The following is an 18,200-nucleotide window of genomic DNA, read 5'->3' as shown; positions in this document are numbered from 1 at the left end:
GATTATCAACGAATAAGCCAAATGCAGGCCAACTTTTAACTACCTGATTTTGTTATCAAACAGCGCAGATGCCATTTCATCTGTTAACTTTGCGGCTTTATTTAGCGCTGTCACGATACAACCTATTATGTTATCCATCAGTAATTTACATGCCTCAATCGGCGAAAAAGAAATATTAAGAGGCCTCAACCTGCAAGTCAACGCCGGTGAGGTTCACGCTATTATGGGCCCCAACGGTGCTGGCAAAAGCACATTGGCATCGGTCCTGGCAGGTCGTGAAGACTATGACGTAACGGGCGGCAGCGTGGTATTTGATGGCAAAGACTTATTAGATATGGCGCCTGAAGATCGGGCAGCCGAAGGTATTTTCCTGGCATTCCAGTACCCGATCGAGATTCCGGGCGTCAGTACAACCAACTTTCTAAAAACAGCGCTCAACGAAATTCGTAAGTATCGCGGTCAGGAATCACTTGATGCCGTTCAGTTCCTGAAGTTGATGAAAGAGAAGATGAAACTTGTCAACATCGACCAGTCACTGCTCAGCCGCTCCCTGAACGAAGGATTTTCGGGAGGAGAGAAAAAACGAAACGAGATCTTCCAGATGGCGATGCTCGAACCGAAACTGGCGATTCTTGACGAAACAGATTCGGGCCTGGACATCGACGCATTACGGATTGTGGCCGATGGTGTGAATAAACTTCGCTCACCCGAACGGTCAACCATCGTCGTAACGCACTATCAGCGCTTGCTGGATTATATCGTGCCCGATTACGTGCACGTATTATATAAAGGTCGTATTGTTAAGTCGGGGCCGAAAGAATTAGCCCTTGAACTGGAAGAAAAAGGATACGACTGGATCAAGGCGGAAGCCGAAGCAGCATAAATTCAGTGAAGAATAAAGCGTTAAGAGTACAGTCTACGCTTCATCCTTCACTCTTTACTGAAAAAAAATGACTCCCTCTTACGCATCATATAACGATTTTAAAGAGCAGCTGTTGGCGTCTTTTCGAGACAACGAGGAGCGCATGAACGGCGAGCGAAAATCGCCGTTACACCAGCTTCGACGGTCGGCTCTGAAACAGTTTGAGCAACTGGGATTCCCGACGATTCGGCACGAAGAGTGGAAATACTCGAACGTGAATGGTCTGCTCAAGGAAGAATTTGGCCTCGATACTACGTCTACGCTGACGGCAGACGATCTGAGTCCACTTGAAATACCGAATCTCGACGGTAACATTCTGTATTTCATCAACGGTATTTATCATCCTGAACTATCGCGCATCGTTAGTCCAACCGATCAGGTAAACATCACGAGTTTTGCCGAAGCCATAAAAACAGATGCTGATTTTATGGGCTCGCACTTTGCCAGCTATGCCGATTATCAGGAAAGCGCATTTACGGCTCTGAATACCGCTATGGCCAGCGATGGCGTTGTGATCCGGGTTCCTGATAACGTTACGGTCGAACAGCCCATCATCCTGCGTTTTATCACCGATACTCGGGAGAAAAACATCGCGTCGCAGCCCCGCAACCTCGTCGTCATTGGCAAGAATGCCGAAGTCATGATGGCTGAATCGTTCCGGACGCTGGGTGCGAAAACCAGTTTTGTCAATGTTGTAACGGAGATCGTACTCGCTCGTGATGCCCGGATGCAATACTATAAAGTGCTGAACGAAACCGAAAAAGCATTTCATATCGGTACCACCCAGGTGAGCCAGGCCGACAACAGCCATTTTTACTCGGCATCGATCACGCTTAACGGCAGCTTCGTCCGGAACAACCTGAACATTGTGCTAAACGGCCAGCACGCCGAAGCGTTTATGTATGGGTTGTACATGCCGAACGGCCGACAACACGTAGATAACCACACCCTTGTAGACCACGCCATGCCGAATTCGTACAGCAATGAACTCTACAAAGGGATTCTGGACGATAACAGTACGGGCGTTTTCAACGGTAAAATCTTTGTTCGCCCCGATGCGCAAAAGACCAACGCTTACCAGTCCTGCAAAAACGTAGTGCTATCGCCGGGGGCTTCGATGAACACCAAGCCGCAGTTGGAAATTTATGCCGACGACGTCAAATGTTCGCACGGCACCACGACCGGCCAGCTCAACGACGAAGCCTTGTTTTACATGCGTTCACGGGGTATTCCAAAAGATGAAGCCCGGACCTTACTGCTCTACGCTTTCTCGCAGGATGTGCTGAGCCAGATCAAAATCGACCCTATCCGTACGTATCTGGAAGGAGTTGTGCGGGAGAAGCTAACGAAGTAAGTCTGTTACCTATTGGTTCTGCGGTGTCGGGTTCTTAAACCCGACACCTTTTTTATTTCCCATGCGACTTTTCCACCTGTTTATCTGCCTGCTACTCACCTGCTGCACTTACGCACAACAGGTACAGTTTTCCTTCGAAGGCGACTCGATCACAATGCCGTTTGTTCATGATAGTCTGCGGGGCATTTCAGGTCTTGAGATTGTTCGGGGCACTGGCGAGTGGCATCTGGTAAGCGACCGGGGCTGGCACTTCACCTTTTCGAACATCAGAACCATCCGTGATTTGGGCGATAGCACCCGCCTGTCAGCAGCACAAAAGACACCGTACTGGCTTGAAAGTGTTCGGTTTAACGCACAGACCGGCACCTACTTCTGGACCGATGAACACGAGTATGTGACATCTGTCCACTACGGCCAGACAATACGGGACAGTGCGGCAAACGTTCTCCTGAAAATACCACTGCCCAGCCCGAATAAAGGGCTCGAAGGATTGGCCTTAACACCGTCTGGGGTACTTTGGATTGCCCCCGAAGCGGGCTGGGAGGGCGAAACTCGTATGAGTCAGGACACAATCACTTTTTTTCGATACCCAAATCCGCTCGCGTTGGATCCGATGGTGGAGCGGTACACCTACCCTATCAACCGCTGCCCCTTCGCGCAGGGCGAAGAACGCGTTGGTGGCATTTCGGAAATTGTAGCGGTTGACTCGGCACGCCTGCTGGTACTGGAGCGATGTTACGATGCCGCCCAAAAACGTGTGATGGCCAATCTGTATCTGGCAACGCCCGATCCGGTAACGCATACGCTGCGCAAAGAACTGGCTTTCGACTTTAATCGTCAGTTTCCAGGCACCGTCTGTAATCTGGAAGCTATGGCCTGGCTCGACGACCAACACCAGACGCTGGTGGTGATGGCCGACGATAACTTTCGTCGCAACAAAACCCTTCGCAATCAGGTCATCGTTTTAAAAAGACGGTAACATTTATACGAACCTAACGGCCCTTTGTTTGCGTTTTAAGAGTAACCTTTGGGTGAATGATTCAATCCATTCAGCCTCTTTTCGATACGAACACGATATGCAATCAGCGATAGAAACTACCCTCGATATTCAGCAGATACGCCGGGATTTCCCCATACTTGATCAACAGGTAAACGGCCGCCCGCTGGTTTATTTCGATAACGCAGCGACGACCCAAAAACCAACGGCGGTAATCAATGCCCTGACGGATTATTATGAGGGATATAATGCCAATATCCACCGGGGCATTCACTACCTGGCCGAGAAAGCGACAGCCGCCTTTGAAGCCTCCCGACGGGCCATGCAGGCGTTTCTTAATGCCAAGCACTGGCAGGAGATCATTTTCACTTACGGCACCACCGATGGCATCAACCTGGTAGCCCAGAGTTACGGACGCCGGTTTCTGAAAGAAGGTGATGAGATCATCATCTCGACCATGGAGCACCATTCCAACATCGTGCCCTGGCAAATGCTGTGCGAAGAAAAAGGCTGTATTCTGAAGGTTATTCCGGTAAACGATGCGGGGGAGCTGATTCTGGACGAATACGAAAAACTACTGACGGAGCGTACTAAGTTCGTCTCCTGTGTTCACGTGTCTAACTCACTCGGAACGATAAACCCCGTCAAAACGATCATCGACAAGGCGCACGAGGTTGGTGCCGTTGTGTTGATTGACGGTGCACAAGCCAGCGCCCACCTTGATCTCGATGTTCAGGCTCTGGACGCCGACTTTTATGCGTTGTCGGCTCACAAGCTGTATGGACCAACGGGTATGGGCGTTTTATACGGTAAAAAAGAAATCCTTGATTCAATGCCTCCCTACCGGGGCGGTGGTGAGATGATCAAGGAAGTAACCTTTGCCCAAACGACCTACAATGAGATCCCCTATAAATTTGAAGCGGGAACACCCAATATTGCCGATGTCGTTGCCGTCAAAACGGCCCTTGAATACATGGCCGGCTTGGGTAAAGAGAACATGGCTGCCCACGAAAACGATCTGCTCCAGTACGCTACCGAACAGCTAAGCGAGCTGGATGGGTTGCGCATTATTGGCCAGGCCAAACATAAAATTGGCGTCATCTCCTTTGTGCTGGATGGTATTCACCACCAGGATACGGGCGTTATTCTGGACCAGCAGGGCATCGCCGTTCGGACGGGGCACCACTGCACCCAGCCACTTATGCAACGCTTCGGTATTGCCGGAACTACGCGGGCGTCATTTGCGGTTTATAACACCAGAGACGAGGTCGACAAGCTTGTAACAGGCTTGCGACGGGTTCAGAAAATGATGTCGTGACAGAGCATAAACCATTTGTATTATGATTAGTACTGCTGCTATTATCGAGTCATTCCGTCAGCTACCGGAAAAAATATCGCTTGACGAAGCTGTCGAACGACTTATTATTCTTGACCGGTACGAACGGGCTATGGACGAAATGGGCCAGGATAAAGGACATAAAAATGAGAATGTCATGCGTGAAATGAACGAATGGATACAGGCACGCCGATAATCTGGACAGATGAAGCCAAAGAAGATTTACGAGACATACTTCATTATCTATTAAGGTCATCGTCCGTTTACGCCGAAAATTGGTCGAATGACTTAACAAAGAAGTTAGTTTTACTGGAGTCTTTCCCTGAAACGGGCCGTAGAGTTCCAGAAAAAGAACTAAGTCATCTGAGGGAAATGTTGATCGGAAATTATCGACTTCTGTACATTTACCTGCACGATGCGATAACAATAATAGGTGTACGGCATCAGGCTAGCCAGTTAGGTAAACTTTAAGCATGACTATTAACGAGAAGCAGGACGAGATTATTGAGGAATTTGACTTGTTCGATGACCAACTCGACAAGACGCAATACATTATTGATTTGGGTAAAAAGCTACCGCCAATGCCCGAATCGCTTAAAACCGATGAGAACCGGATTATGGGTTGTCAGTCAAAAGTTTGGGTTGACGCTGAACTGAAAGACGGCAAACTTTATTTCTATGGAGATAGCGAACCGACAGCCCAGATTTCCAAAGGATTAGTTGGTCTCCTGATTCGGGTTCTGTCGGGCGAAAAACCCGAAGACATTGCCAATACCGACTTGTACTTTATTCCGCAGGTTGGGATGGGGAACCTGATTACATCGCTACGGGCTGGTGGCCTGGCGTCGATGATTGAGCGCATGAAAGCATTCGGTCGCGCCTACATGGAAAAAACTGTTTAACAATAGTCATGACAGACGAAGCATTAAAAGAACAAGTTGTACTGGCTCTGAAGGGTGTCTACGACCCCGAGATTCCGGTGGATGTGTATGAGCTTGGTCTCATTTACGACATCAAAATATTTCCGGTCAACAATGTGTATATCCTGATGACGCTAACCTCTCCGTCGTGCCCATCAGCAGGTTCCATTCCGGCTGAAATTGAAGAGAAAGTGCGGGCTATAGATGGAGTCAGCGATGTAAGTGTTGAACTGACGTTCGATCCACCGTATTCAACCGAGCTGATGTCCGAAGTAGCAAAACTGGAACTTGGCTTCATGTAAACAATCAGTCGTAAGCCATTCACGATTATAGACTTACGACTTACTACCTTACGACTAAATTTAACCAATTATGTATCCTCCTCATTTGCTTATCCCCATGCGGGAAGACCTGACAAGTGTCGGGTTTGAAGAACTGACCACTGCTGAAGACGTAGTGGACACGATGGAAAACACGCAGGGCACCATGCTTGTCGTGGTGAACTCAGTTTGTGGCTGTGCAGCCGGTGCTGCTCGCCCTGGTGTAAAAGCTGCTCTGGCCGCCAGTCCGGTGAAACCAGACAAAATGGTGTCGGTTTTTGCGGGTGGCGACCTGGAAGCTACCGCGAAAATGCGGGAGTATTTGCTTCCTTACCCGCCATCATCGCCAGCCATTGGCATTTTTAAGGACGGTGATCTGGTGCATTTCATCGAGCGGCACCACATCGAGGGTCGTTCGGCGCAAATGATTGCTCAGCACCTCGAAATGGCTCTGGAAGAGTTCTGCACACCAGCAAACGCATAAGGTACTCATGGTAAAACGGGGCGATAAGTACATTGAAAGATGTAGCTTATCGCCCCGTTTTTTGTTTACGTTACGGCAAAAATCTTCGCCAGAAACCGGGAGAGAGGTAACAGACAAAAAACCAGCATAGCCAACGGAAAAGATGCGAAAGAAGCCACCCAGGCCGCATTCATGACGATGAGTGATAAAACGCCCGCCCGTACGGCTAATCCAATATTACGACCAACAGGCTCTTTTACGGCCCGCCAGAGCGGTGGAAAAATATAATACCCAAACAGCAGCAGAAAGGGCAAGGCAGTACCCAACTGTTGTTGGCGTTGAGCCAGCGCTGCCACACAGCCAATGACAAGGGCGTATAGGATACCGGCAAACCGTAAGGTGGTCGGACTTCCGCCATGCACCTCGCCCCGGCTAATCATGGTGATGGCGGCAATATAGGCGATAGGTACTATGCCTACCCAGGCCCACGGCAGCACCTGATCGGGCAGAATACTGACGCCGAGCAGTAAATTCAGGCCCCGGCACAGGCCCATGTTAACGGGGCCTAACCAGTTGTGATGCTTACCAAACCGATCATACACGAGCGATGCCACACTGATCCCAATCGCCAGGAAACCTGCTGTCTGATTCACCAGAAACGAGCACACAATGCCAATGGCCAGCAGCGTAGCGCCCAGTATAGTTGCGGTAGATTTACGGATAACACCACTGGGAATTGGACGCTCCGGCCGCTCGATCGCATCCAGCTCTGCATCGAAAACATCATTGAACACAACCCCACCACCATATAGCCCAACGGTGGCCAGACAAAGCCAGCCCACAGGAGCCGGGGCAGGGTCAAACACCTGAAAATAACCTGCAATGGCCATACCCGCCAGCACATCGGCAACGGCCGTAACCAGGTTAGCCGGGCGGGTAAGGGAGAGAAGTGCTTTTACCATAATAAAGAGTGAAAGAGTGGAAGAGCGAAAGAATGAGGGAGCGAAATGCTGGCGAAAGCATCAGTCGCTCTTTCATTCTTTCGCTCTTCCACTCTTTATTTAATAATCGTTGATTCCTTATCTACCCGTGGTGCCTGGCCACCACGCAGGATTGAACTGCCATTGAAGCGCTGACTTTGATCGATACCCAGTGGCTGGGTGAATTCATCGAGGCTGAGCTGTCCGCTTTGCGCAAAAGCCGTTACGGCATTGGTAAACGTAACAAGTTTGATAGCCTCGTCAGAGATACCGCGCTGCTTCATCAGGGCGGCCGTTTTTGGTACTGCCAATGGATCGCTGATACCCCAATCGGCGGCTGAATTGATCATAATACGCTCCGGGCCATATTGTTTCACAATGTCGACCATGCGCTCGTTACCCATTTTGGTAAACGGGTAAATGGTAAAACCCGCCCAGAACCCCCGGTCCAATACTTCCCGTACCGTTTCCTCATTATTGTGGTCGACAATGACCATACCAGGTGCAATGCCGTGCTCAATGGCAATGTCCATGCTGCGGCTGGTTCCCTGCTTTTTGTCGCGGTGGGGTGTATGAATCTGAACCGGTAAATTGGCCTCTTTAGCCAGTTCAAGCTGCGCCCGGTAGTACTTATCTTCGGCGGGTGTCTGATCATCGAAGCCAATTTCGCCAACGCCAACCACGCCTTCTTTATAGATAAACAGAGGCAGAATTTCCATAACCTGCTCGGCTAGTTCTTCCTGGTTTGCTTCTTTGGAATTCAGCCCAATGGTGCAATAGTGCCGAATACCGAACTGGGAAGCCCTGAACCGCTCCCACCCGACCAGACTGGCAAAATAGTCGCGAAACGAATCAATACCCGTCCGGGGCTGGCCTAACCAGAAAGCCGGTTCAATCAGAGCCACTACCCCCGCATCGGCCATAGCCTGATAATCATCGGTGGTTCGGGAGGTCATGTGAACGTGCATGTCGAAAAAGGACATACCACGAATTGAATCCATAAAATCCATAATTGTACTACGTTAAAGGCATTAAGCAAGCGTCAATTGAGTCGTAAAGTTCCGCAAAAAATAGCCCCTTTCTGCACGTTTTTTTAGCAACATTTAATCAATCCAAACAAACTTCACCCTGGTCAATTCGTTTTATAGATAGAGTTTTTAAGGAAGCTTACACGCATTGGCCACTAGCTGATCGTGTAGCGATGTTCTCTGCGAAGACTCAACAACTAATCGTACAACAAATGCAACCATGAAGACGCATCATCAACGTAAAGTAGGAAAGTGGAAACTTGGGGCAGTTTTACTGCTTCTGGGAGCTGGTGCATTGACATCCTGCCAGGAAAATGCGATCAATGACCTGAGCCCCGCCGATAGTCCGGTTTACATTACAAACTACGACCGCTCGGTTAACTTCGGCCAGTACAAAACGTTCAGTCTGCCCGACTCGGTAGTCATTGAGTCGAACGATTCGTATAGCATGACACAAACGGGTGTTTCGAGCCGGTTTGTAACGAATGTAGCCAATGCGATGGCAGCAAAGGGATTTCAGCGGGTTAGCCGGGGAGCAAACGCCGATTTGGGTGTCGCCATCATTCGGGTTAATAACCAGTATACAGGGGTTGCCTCCGATCCATACTCTTATTACTCGAACTACTGGGGTGGATTTGGTGGCTTTGGGGGGTATGGATATTCTCCTTACTATCCCAGTTATTATACGTACCAGGTTACGGATCAATATTGGGAAATCCAGATTGTCGACTTAAAAAATCGTTCGGCAACGGGCACCGGTACCACACAGGCCCAGTTAAATGTCATTTATGATGCCACGATTCGCGGCACCGACATCACCGATCAGCAAGCAGTCGATACAGCCGTGACGGCTATTTTCAACCAATCGCCTTATCTGAAGGCCACAGAGTAAAAACGTATGAAACCGATCATAGCTTTCGTTGCCCTGATGGCGTTGACAACAACGGCCTGGGCGCAATACCAGAACGATAATAAAGGAAACTACGATTTCCCCTCACCTTATCAGCAGTACGTAACGTTCAACGTTTCGGCCCGGTATGGTGTGGCCTTTCCGCTGGGCGGCACCCAGGGGTATATCGATAGAGTCTCGCCAACAAATCTTGCGCTGGAGGGCGAATGGCTCTTCCCGAAGCGATTCTCAATCGGCCTCAAAACGGGGTATCAATACAACAAGCAGCGCCTGCCCCGCCAGGTTTACGAGTATGAGAACCAGTCTATTTCGGCGGTACAAACGCGTACGCTATCGGTGATTCCAGCCATGGTGTCTCTTTCGTATTACTTTGCCGATAACGCTGCGGCACTCCGGCCATATGTGCAGTTCGCTGGTGGTGGCGCCTTTGTCGATTACACGAATTACTTCGGACCACTGGCCGATAAGTCGAGTGGCTTTAAAGGCGCTATTGCGCCCGCTATCGGCCTAAAGTATTACGGCAAGCGCGAACAGGGTCTGGGTGCCGAAATTCAGGCTCAGTACCAGAATGTGTTCTTCAACTACGACCTACTGAAGAATAACAGTCCTTCCTTGATGCTATCGGCCGGCATATCGTACCGGTTTTACTAATTTGTTTCTGTAGTTGGCCTGACGCAGGCAAGCTGGCTGTGTGAGACCAACTACAGATAACAAACCAATCTACATCAGCTCTTCGATATGAGTGGGCAAACTGCGTCCGGCAGCCCGGCGTTCGGCAGCGTAATCGGCCAACGTCTGGGCCAGCCGGGCGTTTTTGCGTTCCTGTAAGCCTGTAATCTGGGATACATCCTTGTCGGTGAAGAATGCTTTCATAATCAACTGATTCCAGGCTGCTTCGCTAAAATAGTCGGCGGGAAAAGGATTACGAAGCATGATAGCCGACTGCACATCGGCGATGTTGTTGCGAATACCTTCCGTGGCCTGAAACGTCCAGGCTTCGGGGTAGGCCAGCACCGGCAACGCTGAATAAAGCGCAACCAGTTCGTTTAACTCCCCGGCTTTGAATAGTTCACGAATCGTTTTAACGTACATGGTCTGGTCATCGGCTGGCAGTTGAAGCAACCACCAAACCCGCGCTAACCGATCGAGTGTCCAACCCTCAACTGTAAATCCGGGGCGTGTCCGTTGGAGCGCAAACTGCAGGTCAGCAGGTACATGGATGGGTTTTTTTCCAACAAAACGGGGAATAGCCGTAAACGTGCGATAAAATAAAGCAACTTGCTGCTTTTCGTTAAATGCGTCGGCTTGTTGGTTGAGGTAACTTACCGCTTTTTCAGCATTTGGTTGCTGCTCTAGTAAATAGAACAGTGTTTGACTCATTGTAAGAATATGCATACCGTAGCGCGGACTTCCGGTCCGCTTTGGGATGTAGATGTAGCAGGTTTCAGTTCGTATACGTTTACCGTATCCGTTTTAGTAAATCTATCTTTTGCTTTTTCACGGCCGTTTTCAGTCCGCTTATGTCAACAAAGTCGGACTGGAAAAGTGCGTTATTTTTTTGCCTTCGGGTGAGCCTGATCGTACGTCTTTTTTAGTTGTTCCAGGCTAGTATGTGTATAAATCTGGGTGGCGGCTAAACTACTGTGCCCCAGCAAATCTTTAATCGCATTCAGGTCAGCTCCCCGATTGAGCAGGTGCGTAGCAAACGAGTGACGCAAGACGTGGGGGCTCTTTTTCTCAAGCGTCGTGACCAGGGCAAGGTGACGAGTTACAATGCGTTGAATCAGCATGGCGTAAGCTGGAACGCCTTTATCACTCACAATCAAATGCACGCGATCGGCCTGTCCAAGAAACGTTTCTTCCTTAAGCCGGCTGTATTGCTGAACGAGCAAAAACAGAGGGTCGGTCAGGGGAATAATCCGGTGTTTATTCCGCTTTCCCAGCACCGTAATTGTCTTTTCGTAAAGATTGACATCAGCCGTCTTCAAACCCGTTAACTCACTCAGTCGAATGCCTGTACCGTACAGTAGCTCAAGGACCAGTTTGTCGCGAACCCCTTCGAAGGTATCCGGAAAATCGACATCGCTAAGCAGCATGTCCATTGGTTTTTCTTCAACGTACTGCGGCAGTTTTTTGCTGGTTTTTAACGCCTGAACCTTCGACATAGGATCAAAGTCGATAACCTTCCGGCGTAGCAAAAAGCCAAAGAAAGCGCGCAGTGTGGCAATTTTCCGATTCACAGAGGATTTATCGGCCTTTCCTTCCACAAGGCTCACAATCCACGAACGAACATGCCGAAAATCAGCGATTTCGGGTTGATCGATATTGCATTCGGTTAACAGAAAGGTGCAGAATTGCTCCAAGTCCTTTGTATACGCCGTCAGCGTGTGGTGGCTCAGTCGTTTTTCGAACCGAATGTGTTGCAGGAAATCTTGACCGCTCTGGCGGCCCGGCTGAGTTTTTTCATTCATTTGATTCCAATGAATTTAATAAGCCAAATCTAACGGATTTCATCCGTCAAAACAGGCGTAACATGTCGAAAGGAAGGATCTTAAAAACCACATACGGCCGACTACGTGGTTGGGACAACAAAAAAAGCAGCAAGCATGGCTGCTTACTGCTTCAGTGTCGTGTCATACCACTTGGCGATTCATCCTCGTTGACTGCGCATTCAACGATTCATCCACAACCAACTTCACACCACCAAACAAATACTATTGTTCAGTATGATTGCCGTACATGCGTTCTTTGTACGTGGCTTTGATGATTTCTGTGCGACGCTTGATGGATGGCTTCTGGAAAGCTGTCCGCGACCGCAACTGCCGCAACACGCCCGTCTTCTCAAATTTCTTTTTGAAGCGTTTTAGGGCCTTGTCAATCGACTCGTTGTCTTTTACGTTAATGATAAGCATGTTCTAAATATTCTGTTTTAGCTAAAAACCGGACGGCAAAGGTAATAGATTTGCAACTATGAAACAAGCCATTATCGACTTAGGTACCAATACATTTCATCTGCTGATCGTTGAAAAAATCGGTTCGGCCAATACAATCTTATTTCGGGAAAGCCTCCCCGCCAAAATCGGGCAGGCGGGTATCAATCAGGGCTTCATCAGCGAAGCAGGAATTGAGCGGGCGCTGGGCGTTCTAACGTATTTCCGGCAGGTACTCGACCAGCATGGTATTGATCCCGGTCAGGTTAAAGCTACGGGTACGAGTGCCATTCGCGTTGCCCGCAATCAGGCTGAATTCATTGATCGGGTTTGGGAAGCAACCGGCATTCCAGTTACCGTTATTTCGGGCGAGCAGGAGGCCGATTATATCTACCAGGGCGTTCGGGCAGCGGGCGCGCTGGATGAGGCCACCTCACTGGTCATCGATATTGGTGGAGGCAGCGTCGAATTTATCCTGGGCAATCAATCGCGGACGTTTTGGAAACAAAGTTTTGAAATTGGGGGGCAGCGGCTTCGCGAACGGTTCATGTCAACCGACCCGATCAGTGCGGGTAGTATTCGTCGACTCCACGACTATTTCCAGGAAAAACTACTGCCGCTGGCTAATGCCATTCATCAATATCAGCCAACAGTTCTGGTCGGCTCATCGGGCTCTTTCGACACGCTGGTCGATGTCTGGTTCATGCACGAGTTTGGTCACCTGCCCGCCCCCGAACAATCGTCGTTTACCTTGCCCGTATCTGAATTTTACCGGGCTTATGAACTCTTCATCACCGGAAACCATACCGAGCGAATGCAGATTCCCGGCATGATCGAACTGCGCGTAGATATGATCGTAGTAGCCGTTTGCCTGATCGACTACGTTCTGAAGACCTACGGCATTTCAGCCATCAGAACCTCTACTTACTCATTGAAAGAGGGCATCCTGGCTTCGCTTCAACATTAATGACTGTTACAACCAGCCAATCGGGCGGCCGGAACCAGCCTGTTTGCGGCAAAGCAAACTGTGTTATCAGAACGGGTAATTTTCGCTGTGTGCAAGCTTTTACTTCCTGATACGCCTACCAGTCACTTATTATCTGTCAGCCCGTTGAGGAGATGAAAGCCGAAACAAACGAACGTTCGTCCTACAGCAACTTAATTTATACGGCCCTCATTATTTCGGCCGTAGCCTTAGCCCTTGCCTTTCCGGGGCTATTCACCCAAATAGGAGACTTCCCGCTAAAAAAATTAATTGTGCCCCTGCTGCAAATCATTATGCTGGGCATGGGTACAACCATGTCGATCAAGGATTTTGAAGGCGTCATCAAGCAGCCACGGGCCGTGTTCGTCGGTGTATCCTGCCATTTCCTTATCATGCCTCTGCTGGGTTTTACGCTGGCCAACGTCTTTAACTTTCCGCCTGAAATTGCGGCTGGGGTCGTACTGATCGGCTGCTCACCCAGCGGATTGGCCTCCAACGTTATGTGTTTCATTGCCAAGGCCAACGTACCCCTATCCATCACCGTAACAACTTTATCGACGTTGCTGGCCCCCTTTCTGATGCCTGCCCTGATGACGCTGTTAGCAGGTCAATTTATTGAAATCTCGTTTTTAAAAATGATGGTTGAGATCATAGAAATCGTCATTCTTCCGGTTATCGTTGGTCTGGTGCTGAACCATATTTTCCATAAATCAGCGGTTGTTTTAAACCGGATCATGCCCCTCATTTCAATGGCGGGCATCGTTCTGATTGTTGCTATTATTACGGCCGCCGGGCGGGATAGCCTTCTGACCGTAGGCTGGACATTGGCCCTTTGCGTACTGATCCATAACCTGACGGGTTTCACGCTAGGTTACTGGAGTGCCCGTCTATTCGGTATGGACGAGCAGAGTTGTCGGACGGTGGCCATTGAAGTTGGTTTGCAAAACGGCGGGCTAGCCTCGGGAATTGCCGTTCAGATGGGGAAAGTGGCGACGGTAGGCCTTGCTCCTGCCCTGTTTGGGCCAATTATGAACACAACGGGCTCATTGCTCGCTACCTACTGGAGTCAGCATCCTCCCAAGGAGGTGTTGTTGAGCGAGGAAACACCCATAAAGTCGGTTTCGTCTCAGAATAGTTGACAACAGACCTTCCGAGCACACCAACCATACTGGTATGGCATTGAACCGCCCTTATATGGGCAGGTAAATACTAAATTTTGCACCAAACCCCGGCTGGCTCATAGCGGTGATGGCTCCACCGTGATTTGTCACTACTTTCTGGCAGATGGCTAGTCCGACACCTGTACCGGCAAATTCATTTCTACCGTGCAGCCGCTGAAAAACCTGAAAAATACGGTCAGCGTACTTCTCATCGAAACCAATGCCGTTATCAGCTACGTCAATTGAATGATAGGCGGCACTCTGCCGGGTAGGCTTCACTCCCGTCGGCATATCTGCGGCCATAACAACGCCCACGGTAAGGCTGATCTGGGGAACGACACCCTGCCGTCGAAACTTCAGGGCATTCGAAAATAGGTTCTGGAACAATTGACCTAACTGTGAGGCATCGCCCAATACAGTTGGTAATGGATCGAGTTTGATTTGGGCGTTCGTTTCGTCGATAGCTACCGACAGGTTTTCCAGCGCTTCGCCAACAACCCGCGATAACGATACCCGAGCGGCTGGCGCCGGGCTGGTCGAAATACGCGAAAACGCCAGTAAATCCTTTATCAAGAGCGACATACGACTGGCCGCCACCTGCATCCGCTCCAAATAAACGAACTCATCGCCCGATGATGAAGAGGCATAGCGTGTTTTGAGCAGATCACTGAACTGTTGAATTTTGCGCAGGGGTTCCTGCAAATCGTGGCTGGCAATGTAAGCAAACTGCTCCAGATTCTGATTGGACCGGGTAAGATGCTGATTGGATTCGGCAAGGCCTTCATTCGCTTCTATCAGCTCCTCATTGGTAGCGGCTAATTCTTCGTTGGTAGCAGCCAGTTCGTCAATCGTAGCGGCTAATTCTTCATTCGTCACTTCTAATTCTTCGGTACGCTCTCTGACCTGCTGTTCCAGAGCTAGCTGGAGTCTCCGTTGTTCGGTAACATCCTGTGCACTACCGCTTAGTGTAACGGGAATACCCTTTTCGTCGTAGAACAGCTGAGCTTGTGCATGAATAATCCGCACCTGACCCGTCAGCCGGTTAATGATGGGATGTTCGTTTTCATAACGGCCGGACGAACCCGGCTGAATAGCCGAACCAATGGCATCGGCAACCCCATCCCGGTACTCTACAGGTATCGGATTAAAGGCTTCGTCCAGCGATTTGGTTTCATGGGTGAAACCAAGCCATTCCATAAACCGCTTCGAATAACTGAATGTATTTGTTTCAATATCTAGGCTCCAGGTCGCTAACTCAGCCAGTTCAATAGCTCCGCGAAGCGTTTCTTCGGTATTGATCAACTTACGGTTTGCCAACACCCGCTCGGTCACATCGACCGCCATGTTCAGGATGGCATACACCTCCCCCTTTTCATTGGTGAGAGGCTGGTAGGTAAAGGTAAACCAGAAACTTTGCAGGCGACCATCCACGACCAGATACACCTCCTGCTCAGTAGTTTGATAAGGTATATTGGTGTCGTAAACCTGCTCCAGTAAGCCAATAAAGGGCTGGCCTTCCAGTTCAGGCAACGCATCGGCCAGTTTCATGCCAATGACCGCCGGTGTTTTTCCCCACACCTTGATGATGGCCTCATTGGCCATATCGATGATGAACTCCCGCGTTACATAAACACCAATGGCAAACGGAGCCTCCTGAATCAACCCTCTGAAACGCTGTTCGCTCAGCTCGACCCGCTGGCGCGCTAGTACGTCGTTGGTCACATCCTGGACCACCCCCGAGAATCGGAACAGTTCGCCGGCTTTGTTGATGTAACTCTGGCCCATAAAACGAACCCAGCGCAGGCGGCCGTCATTGGCTCCAATCGTACGGTAGGTAACATCATACTCACCGCTGCCCTGAGGATTCATGGCGAGTTTAACAGCTTCGTTTACGCGGTCAATATCATCGGGATGAATGTGACGAACAGCCTGATCGTAGGGTATTTGATTGCACTGCGTCATTCCGAACAGTTCCTGACAGCGTTGATCCCAATGCGTAATGAGCGTTACGGGGTCTATTTCCCAAACGCCAAGCCGGGCTGCTTTCAAGGCAAAATTCACATCTAAACGCTCACTGAGTGCCTTATCCTGATCAAATGGCTTTTGCTCGCCGGTCATTGATGAAAATTTGTTATTTACGATATAGTAACGCCGTAGTGTAGTTTTGGGTTTTGGACTTTCTGTATTTCATCCACTTATCCCAACGTTAACTTTTCCGGGAAGGCAGCTAGAATCGTAAACAGCGGGTATACACAATGCATTGACAGACAACCAGCGACTAGCACTCATACGCAGTTTACGTTGATTCGCTCTTCATCAAGGTAGTTGCCTGTGATTGCCATTCGAATGAATGGAGAAGAATCTACAGCGTATTGGATTACAGGTAACAGACTGTGCGACCTTATTACCCCAATAAAGCAAAACCAGACTCCTCTGTGAAAGAATCTGGCCTGGTCAATTATAAGAATATGTTTTATCAATCGGTGTTCCGTTGCTTGCCGACTACATCAGCAACCACTTACAGATATATCCTAAAATGGTCAACCCGACGATAGCACCAGCTGAAAATAGCCAGTTTTCGTTCCGCGTCAGACCGTACATTACATGGTTATTGTCATCCAATCCAAGGCAATCTCTACCCGATGACCAATAAGGGGATGGCTCCTCCATTGAATAAGGTAACCGTAACGCCTGACTATCGACTAATAATTCATCCAGTTTACGAGTGTTTCCTTGCTGATTAGCCGATATGACGACAGTTGATAAAGCAGGACGGAGGGTTGAAATAGTAGGGTTCATAATCGTATGGTTAGGCTTGGTGGTTGGTAGTTTTTTTACCAGCGATTTATAGTACAAGATTGGCGAATAATGAGCCGTAACCGCCTAATATTTCGATGAAGTGTCGATTTTGCCGGTTTTTTGGTTGAAAGTGAGAAAACAGTGTTTTTCCACTGACGTATGATTCAGTTAAAAGCGGCTCATCGGTATAGCCATTAACCCACATTATCGGTGAAGAATAGAACGCAGAATGACGCTTGACGAGGTTTAGAAAAGGATAACGCCGACTTTTAAAGTCGGCGTTATCCTTTTTGATCATGCGTAAATAAACCTGGCAGCTTGGTTTATGAAAAAGCCTGCTTTTCTCGTAGCGGTCAAAACAAGCGGATTTGTCGCTTAACGTTCACGAGTATCTGCGGGGACGATAAATAATTTTTCGTTGGGAAGCCCGTTATAATCTTGACCCTAAAGAGCAGATTTTTGGAGAAGTTCGCACCGAGCGGTGCCGCGTCGGGTGACGTTAACGTATTTACCAGATTACTAACTTATGTATTCTTTAATTTAATGGAATGAATGGACCTCAAAAGCACGTGCCTAGGACATAAACCGGTTCGTACTCAATTCCTGCTGATGACGTGCCCAAATCAGGTCCCGTTTTGCCTGAAAATACATGGACACTTCATTCGACTCTTGTGATTCAGCCTCTGATATGGCCATTTGGGCTGACGGACTCAACGGCCCTACCTGACGCCGAATTTGTTGGTAGTTTTCCCGAACCCGCGCAACAGCCTGGCTCTCAAGTCCGTAATGCTGTTTCCAATCCTGAACGTGCCGCTGAAGAAGTTGAACCCAGGTTTGGGCAGTATCTACTGAGGCTGGAGTAATGGAAGACACATTCATCTCAATAGTCTGTTGCTGATAAGCATCCAGTAACTGGTTAAACGTATCACTAGTCATAATCACCTTGTAGTCATTCAACGGAGCTTACTGTATATAAATAGGCTCCGTCTCTTTCTTGTTTGTAACAAAGTTAAGAAACAAAGACATGCTTTTCTATAGATTGACTAAACGGTACGTTTTTTGCTTTACTTAGCCATCCTTAGCGAATAAGGCTATT

At 49.0% G+C, this 18,200-nt stretch carries 21 protein-coding genes; 13 read left to right on the top strand and 8 right to left on the bottom strand.

The annotated features are described in order from the left end of the window. Nucleotides 1-127 precede the first annotated feature (127 nt). The 9 genes from sufC (at nt 128) to ACYU8Y_RS23770 (ending at nt 6,333) form a co-directional block, all read left to right on the top strand. Nucleotides 128-883, top strand: a complete 756-nt coding sequence (sufC, locus tag ACYU8Y_RS23810) for a Fe-S cluster assembly ATPase SufC (protein WP_460940648.1) — start codon at nt 128-130, stop codon at nt 881-883. A gap of 67 nt (nt 884-950) precedes the next feature. Continuing rightward, entirely contained in the window at nt 951-2,276 is a 1,326-nt protein-coding gene (gene sufD, locus ACYU8Y_RS23805) for a Fe-S cluster assembly protein SufD (RefSeq protein WP_460940647.1), read from the top strand. A 61-nt stretch (nt 2,277-2,337) separates the two neighbouring features. After that, nucleotides 2,338-3,255, top strand: a complete 918-nt coding sequence (locus ACYU8Y_RS23800) for an esterase-like activity of phytase family protein (RefSeq protein WP_460940646.1) — start codon at nt 2,338-2,340, stop codon at nt 3,253-3,255. Between the two features lie 97 nt (nt 3,256-3,352). Beyond that, complete coding sequence (locus ACYU8Y_RS23795; RefSeq protein WP_460940645.1) at nt 3,353-4,591, top strand: SufS family cysteine desulfurase; 1,239 nt, start codon at nt 3,353-3,355, stop codon at nt 4,589-4,591. Between the two features lie 22 nt (nt 4,592-4,613). After that, nucleotides 4,614-4,805 carry a hypothetical protein gene (locus tag ACYU8Y_RS23790; RefSeq protein WP_460940644.1) on the top strand — a complete coding sequence of 64 codons (192 nt, stop codon included), beginning with the start codon at nt 4,614-4,616 and terminating at the stop codon, nt 4,803-4,805. Next, nucleotides 4,784-5,080 (top strand): type II toxin-antitoxin system RelE/ParE family toxin, encoded by a 297-nt coding sequence (locus ACYU8Y_RS23785; protein ID WP_460940643.1) that lies wholly within the window; start codon nt 4,784-4,786, stop codon nt 5,078-5,080. The genes ACYU8Y_RS23790 and ACYU8Y_RS23785 overlap by 22 nt, the downstream gene beginning before the upstream one ends. 2 nt (nt 5,081-5,082) lie before the next feature. Further along, nucleotides 5,083-5,511: a SufE family protein gene (locus ACYU8Y_RS23780; RefSeq protein ID WP_460940642.1), complete on the top strand. Its 429-nt coding sequence runs from the start codon at nt 5,083-5,085 to the stop codon at nt 5,509-5,511. Nucleotides 5,512-5,519: 8 nt separating this feature from the next. Next, nucleotides 5,520-5,831 carry a DUF59 domain-containing protein gene (locus ACYU8Y_RS23775; RefSeq protein WP_460940641.1) on the top strand — a complete coding sequence of 104 codons (312 nt, stop codon included), beginning with the start codon at nt 5,520-5,522 and terminating at the stop codon, nt 5,829-5,831. 70 nt (nt 5,832-5,901) lie between these two features. Beyond that, nucleotides 5,902-6,333 (top strand): BrxA/BrxB family bacilliredoxin, encoded by a 432-nt coding sequence (locus ACYU8Y_RS23770; RefSeq protein WP_460940640.1) that lies wholly within the window; start codon nt 5,902-5,904, stop codon nt 6,331-6,333. Nucleotides 6,334-6,398: 65 nt separating this feature from the next. On the opposite strand, the gene eboC is transcribed toward ACYU8Y_RS23770, so the two are convergent. Both eboC and ACYU8Y_RS23760 read right to left on the bottom strand, forming a co-directional pair. Beyond that, the gene (gene eboC, locus ACYU8Y_RS23765; RefSeq protein ID WP_460940639.1) at nt 6,399-7,274 is read right to left on the bottom strand and encodes a UbiA-like protein EboC; all 876 of its coding nucleotides are present in this window, start codon (nt 7,272-7,274) and stop codon (nt 6,399-6,401) included. A gap of 95 nt (nt 7,275-7,369) precedes the next feature. Beyond that, entirely contained in the window at nt 7,370-8,302 is a 933-nt protein-coding gene (locus ACYU8Y_RS23760) for a TatD family hydrolase (RefSeq protein ID WP_460940638.1), read from the bottom strand. 238 nt (nt 8,303-8,540) lie between these two features. Between ACYU8Y_RS23760 and ACYU8Y_RS23755 the strand changes: the two genes are divergently transcribed. Next, complete coding sequence (locus ACYU8Y_RS23755) at nt 8,541-9,212, top strand: DUF4136 domain-containing protein (RefSeq protein ID WP_460940637.1); 672 nt, start codon at nt 8,541-8,543, stop codon at nt 9,210-9,212. Between the two features lie 6 nt (nt 9,213-9,218). After that, a complete protein-coding gene (locus ACYU8Y_RS23750) occupies nt 9,219-9,881 on the top strand; it encodes a porin family protein (RefSeq protein WP_460940636.1) in 663 nt (220 codons plus the stop codon). 69 nt (nt 9,882-9,950) lie between these two features. Here the strand turns inward: ACYU8Y_RS23750 and ACYU8Y_RS23745 are convergent, their stop codons facing one another. The 3 genes from ACYU8Y_RS23745 to rpsU all read right to left on the bottom strand — a co-directional run bounded on the left by ACYU8Y_RS23745 (nt 9,951) and on the right by rpsU (nt 12,142). Then, on the bottom strand, nt 9,951-10,625 hold the full coding sequence (locus ACYU8Y_RS23745; protein ID WP_460940635.1) for an EboA domain-containing protein: 675 nt from the start codon (nt 10,623-10,625) through the stop codon (nt 9,951-9,953). 155 nt (nt 10,626-10,780) lie between these two features. After that, complete coding sequence (locus ACYU8Y_RS23740) at nt 10,781-11,701, bottom strand: tyrosine-type recombinase/integrase (RefSeq protein WP_460940634.1); 921 nt, start codon at nt 11,699-11,701, stop codon at nt 10,781-10,783. A gap of 243 nt (nt 11,702-11,944) precedes the next feature. Beyond that, nucleotides 11,945-12,142 (bottom strand): 30S ribosomal protein S21, encoded by a 198-nt coding sequence (gene rpsU, locus ACYU8Y_RS23735; protein ID WP_046576296.1) that lies wholly within the window; start codon nt 12,140-12,142, stop codon nt 11,945-11,947. Between the two features lie 58 nt (nt 12,143-12,200). On the opposite strand from rpsU, the gene ACYU8Y_RS23730 reads away from it, so the two are divergent. Together ACYU8Y_RS23730 and ACYU8Y_RS23725 are read left to right on the top strand one after the other, a co-directional pair. Then, complete coding sequence (locus ACYU8Y_RS23730; protein ID WP_460940633.1) at nt 12,201-13,127, top strand: Ppx/GppA phosphatase family protein; 927 nt, start codon at nt 12,201-12,203, stop codon at nt 13,125-13,127. 152 nt (nt 13,128-13,279) lie between these two features. Beyond that, nucleotides 13,280-14,284: a bile acid:sodium symporter family protein gene (locus ACYU8Y_RS23725; protein ID WP_460940632.1), complete on the top strand. Its 1,005-nt coding sequence runs from the start codon at nt 13,280-13,282 to the stop codon at nt 14,282-14,284. Nucleotides 14,285-14,335: 51 nt separating this feature from the next. On the opposite strand, the gene ACYU8Y_RS23720 is transcribed toward ACYU8Y_RS23725, so the two are convergent. The 3 genes from ACYU8Y_RS23720 to ACYU8Y_RS23710 all read right to left on the bottom strand — a co-directional run bounded on the left by ACYU8Y_RS23720 (nt 14,336) and on the right by ACYU8Y_RS23710 (nt 18,040). After that, entirely contained in the window at nt 14,336-16,423 is a 2,088-nt protein-coding gene (locus ACYU8Y_RS23720; RefSeq protein WP_460940631.1) for a PAS domain-containing sensor histidine kinase, read from the bottom strand. 384 nt (nt 16,424-16,807) lie between these two features. Then, on the bottom strand, nt 16,808-17,104 hold the full coding sequence (locus ACYU8Y_RS23715; RefSeq protein WP_460940630.1) for a hypothetical protein: 297 nt from the start codon (nt 17,102-17,104) through the stop codon (nt 16,808-16,810). A 573-nt stretch (nt 17,105-17,677) separates the two neighbouring features. Then, nucleotides 17,678-18,040 (bottom strand): hypothetical protein, encoded by a 363-nt coding sequence (locus ACYU8Y_RS23710; protein WP_460940629.1) that lies wholly within the window; start codon nt 18,038-18,040, stop codon nt 17,678-17,680. Nucleotides 18,041-18,200: the final 160 nt, after the last annotated feature.

The organism is Spirosoma humi, from assembly GCF_054776575.1.
Note: the sequence above shows the minus strand (reverse complement) of the source record. Positions and strands in the feature narration are given on the sequence as shown.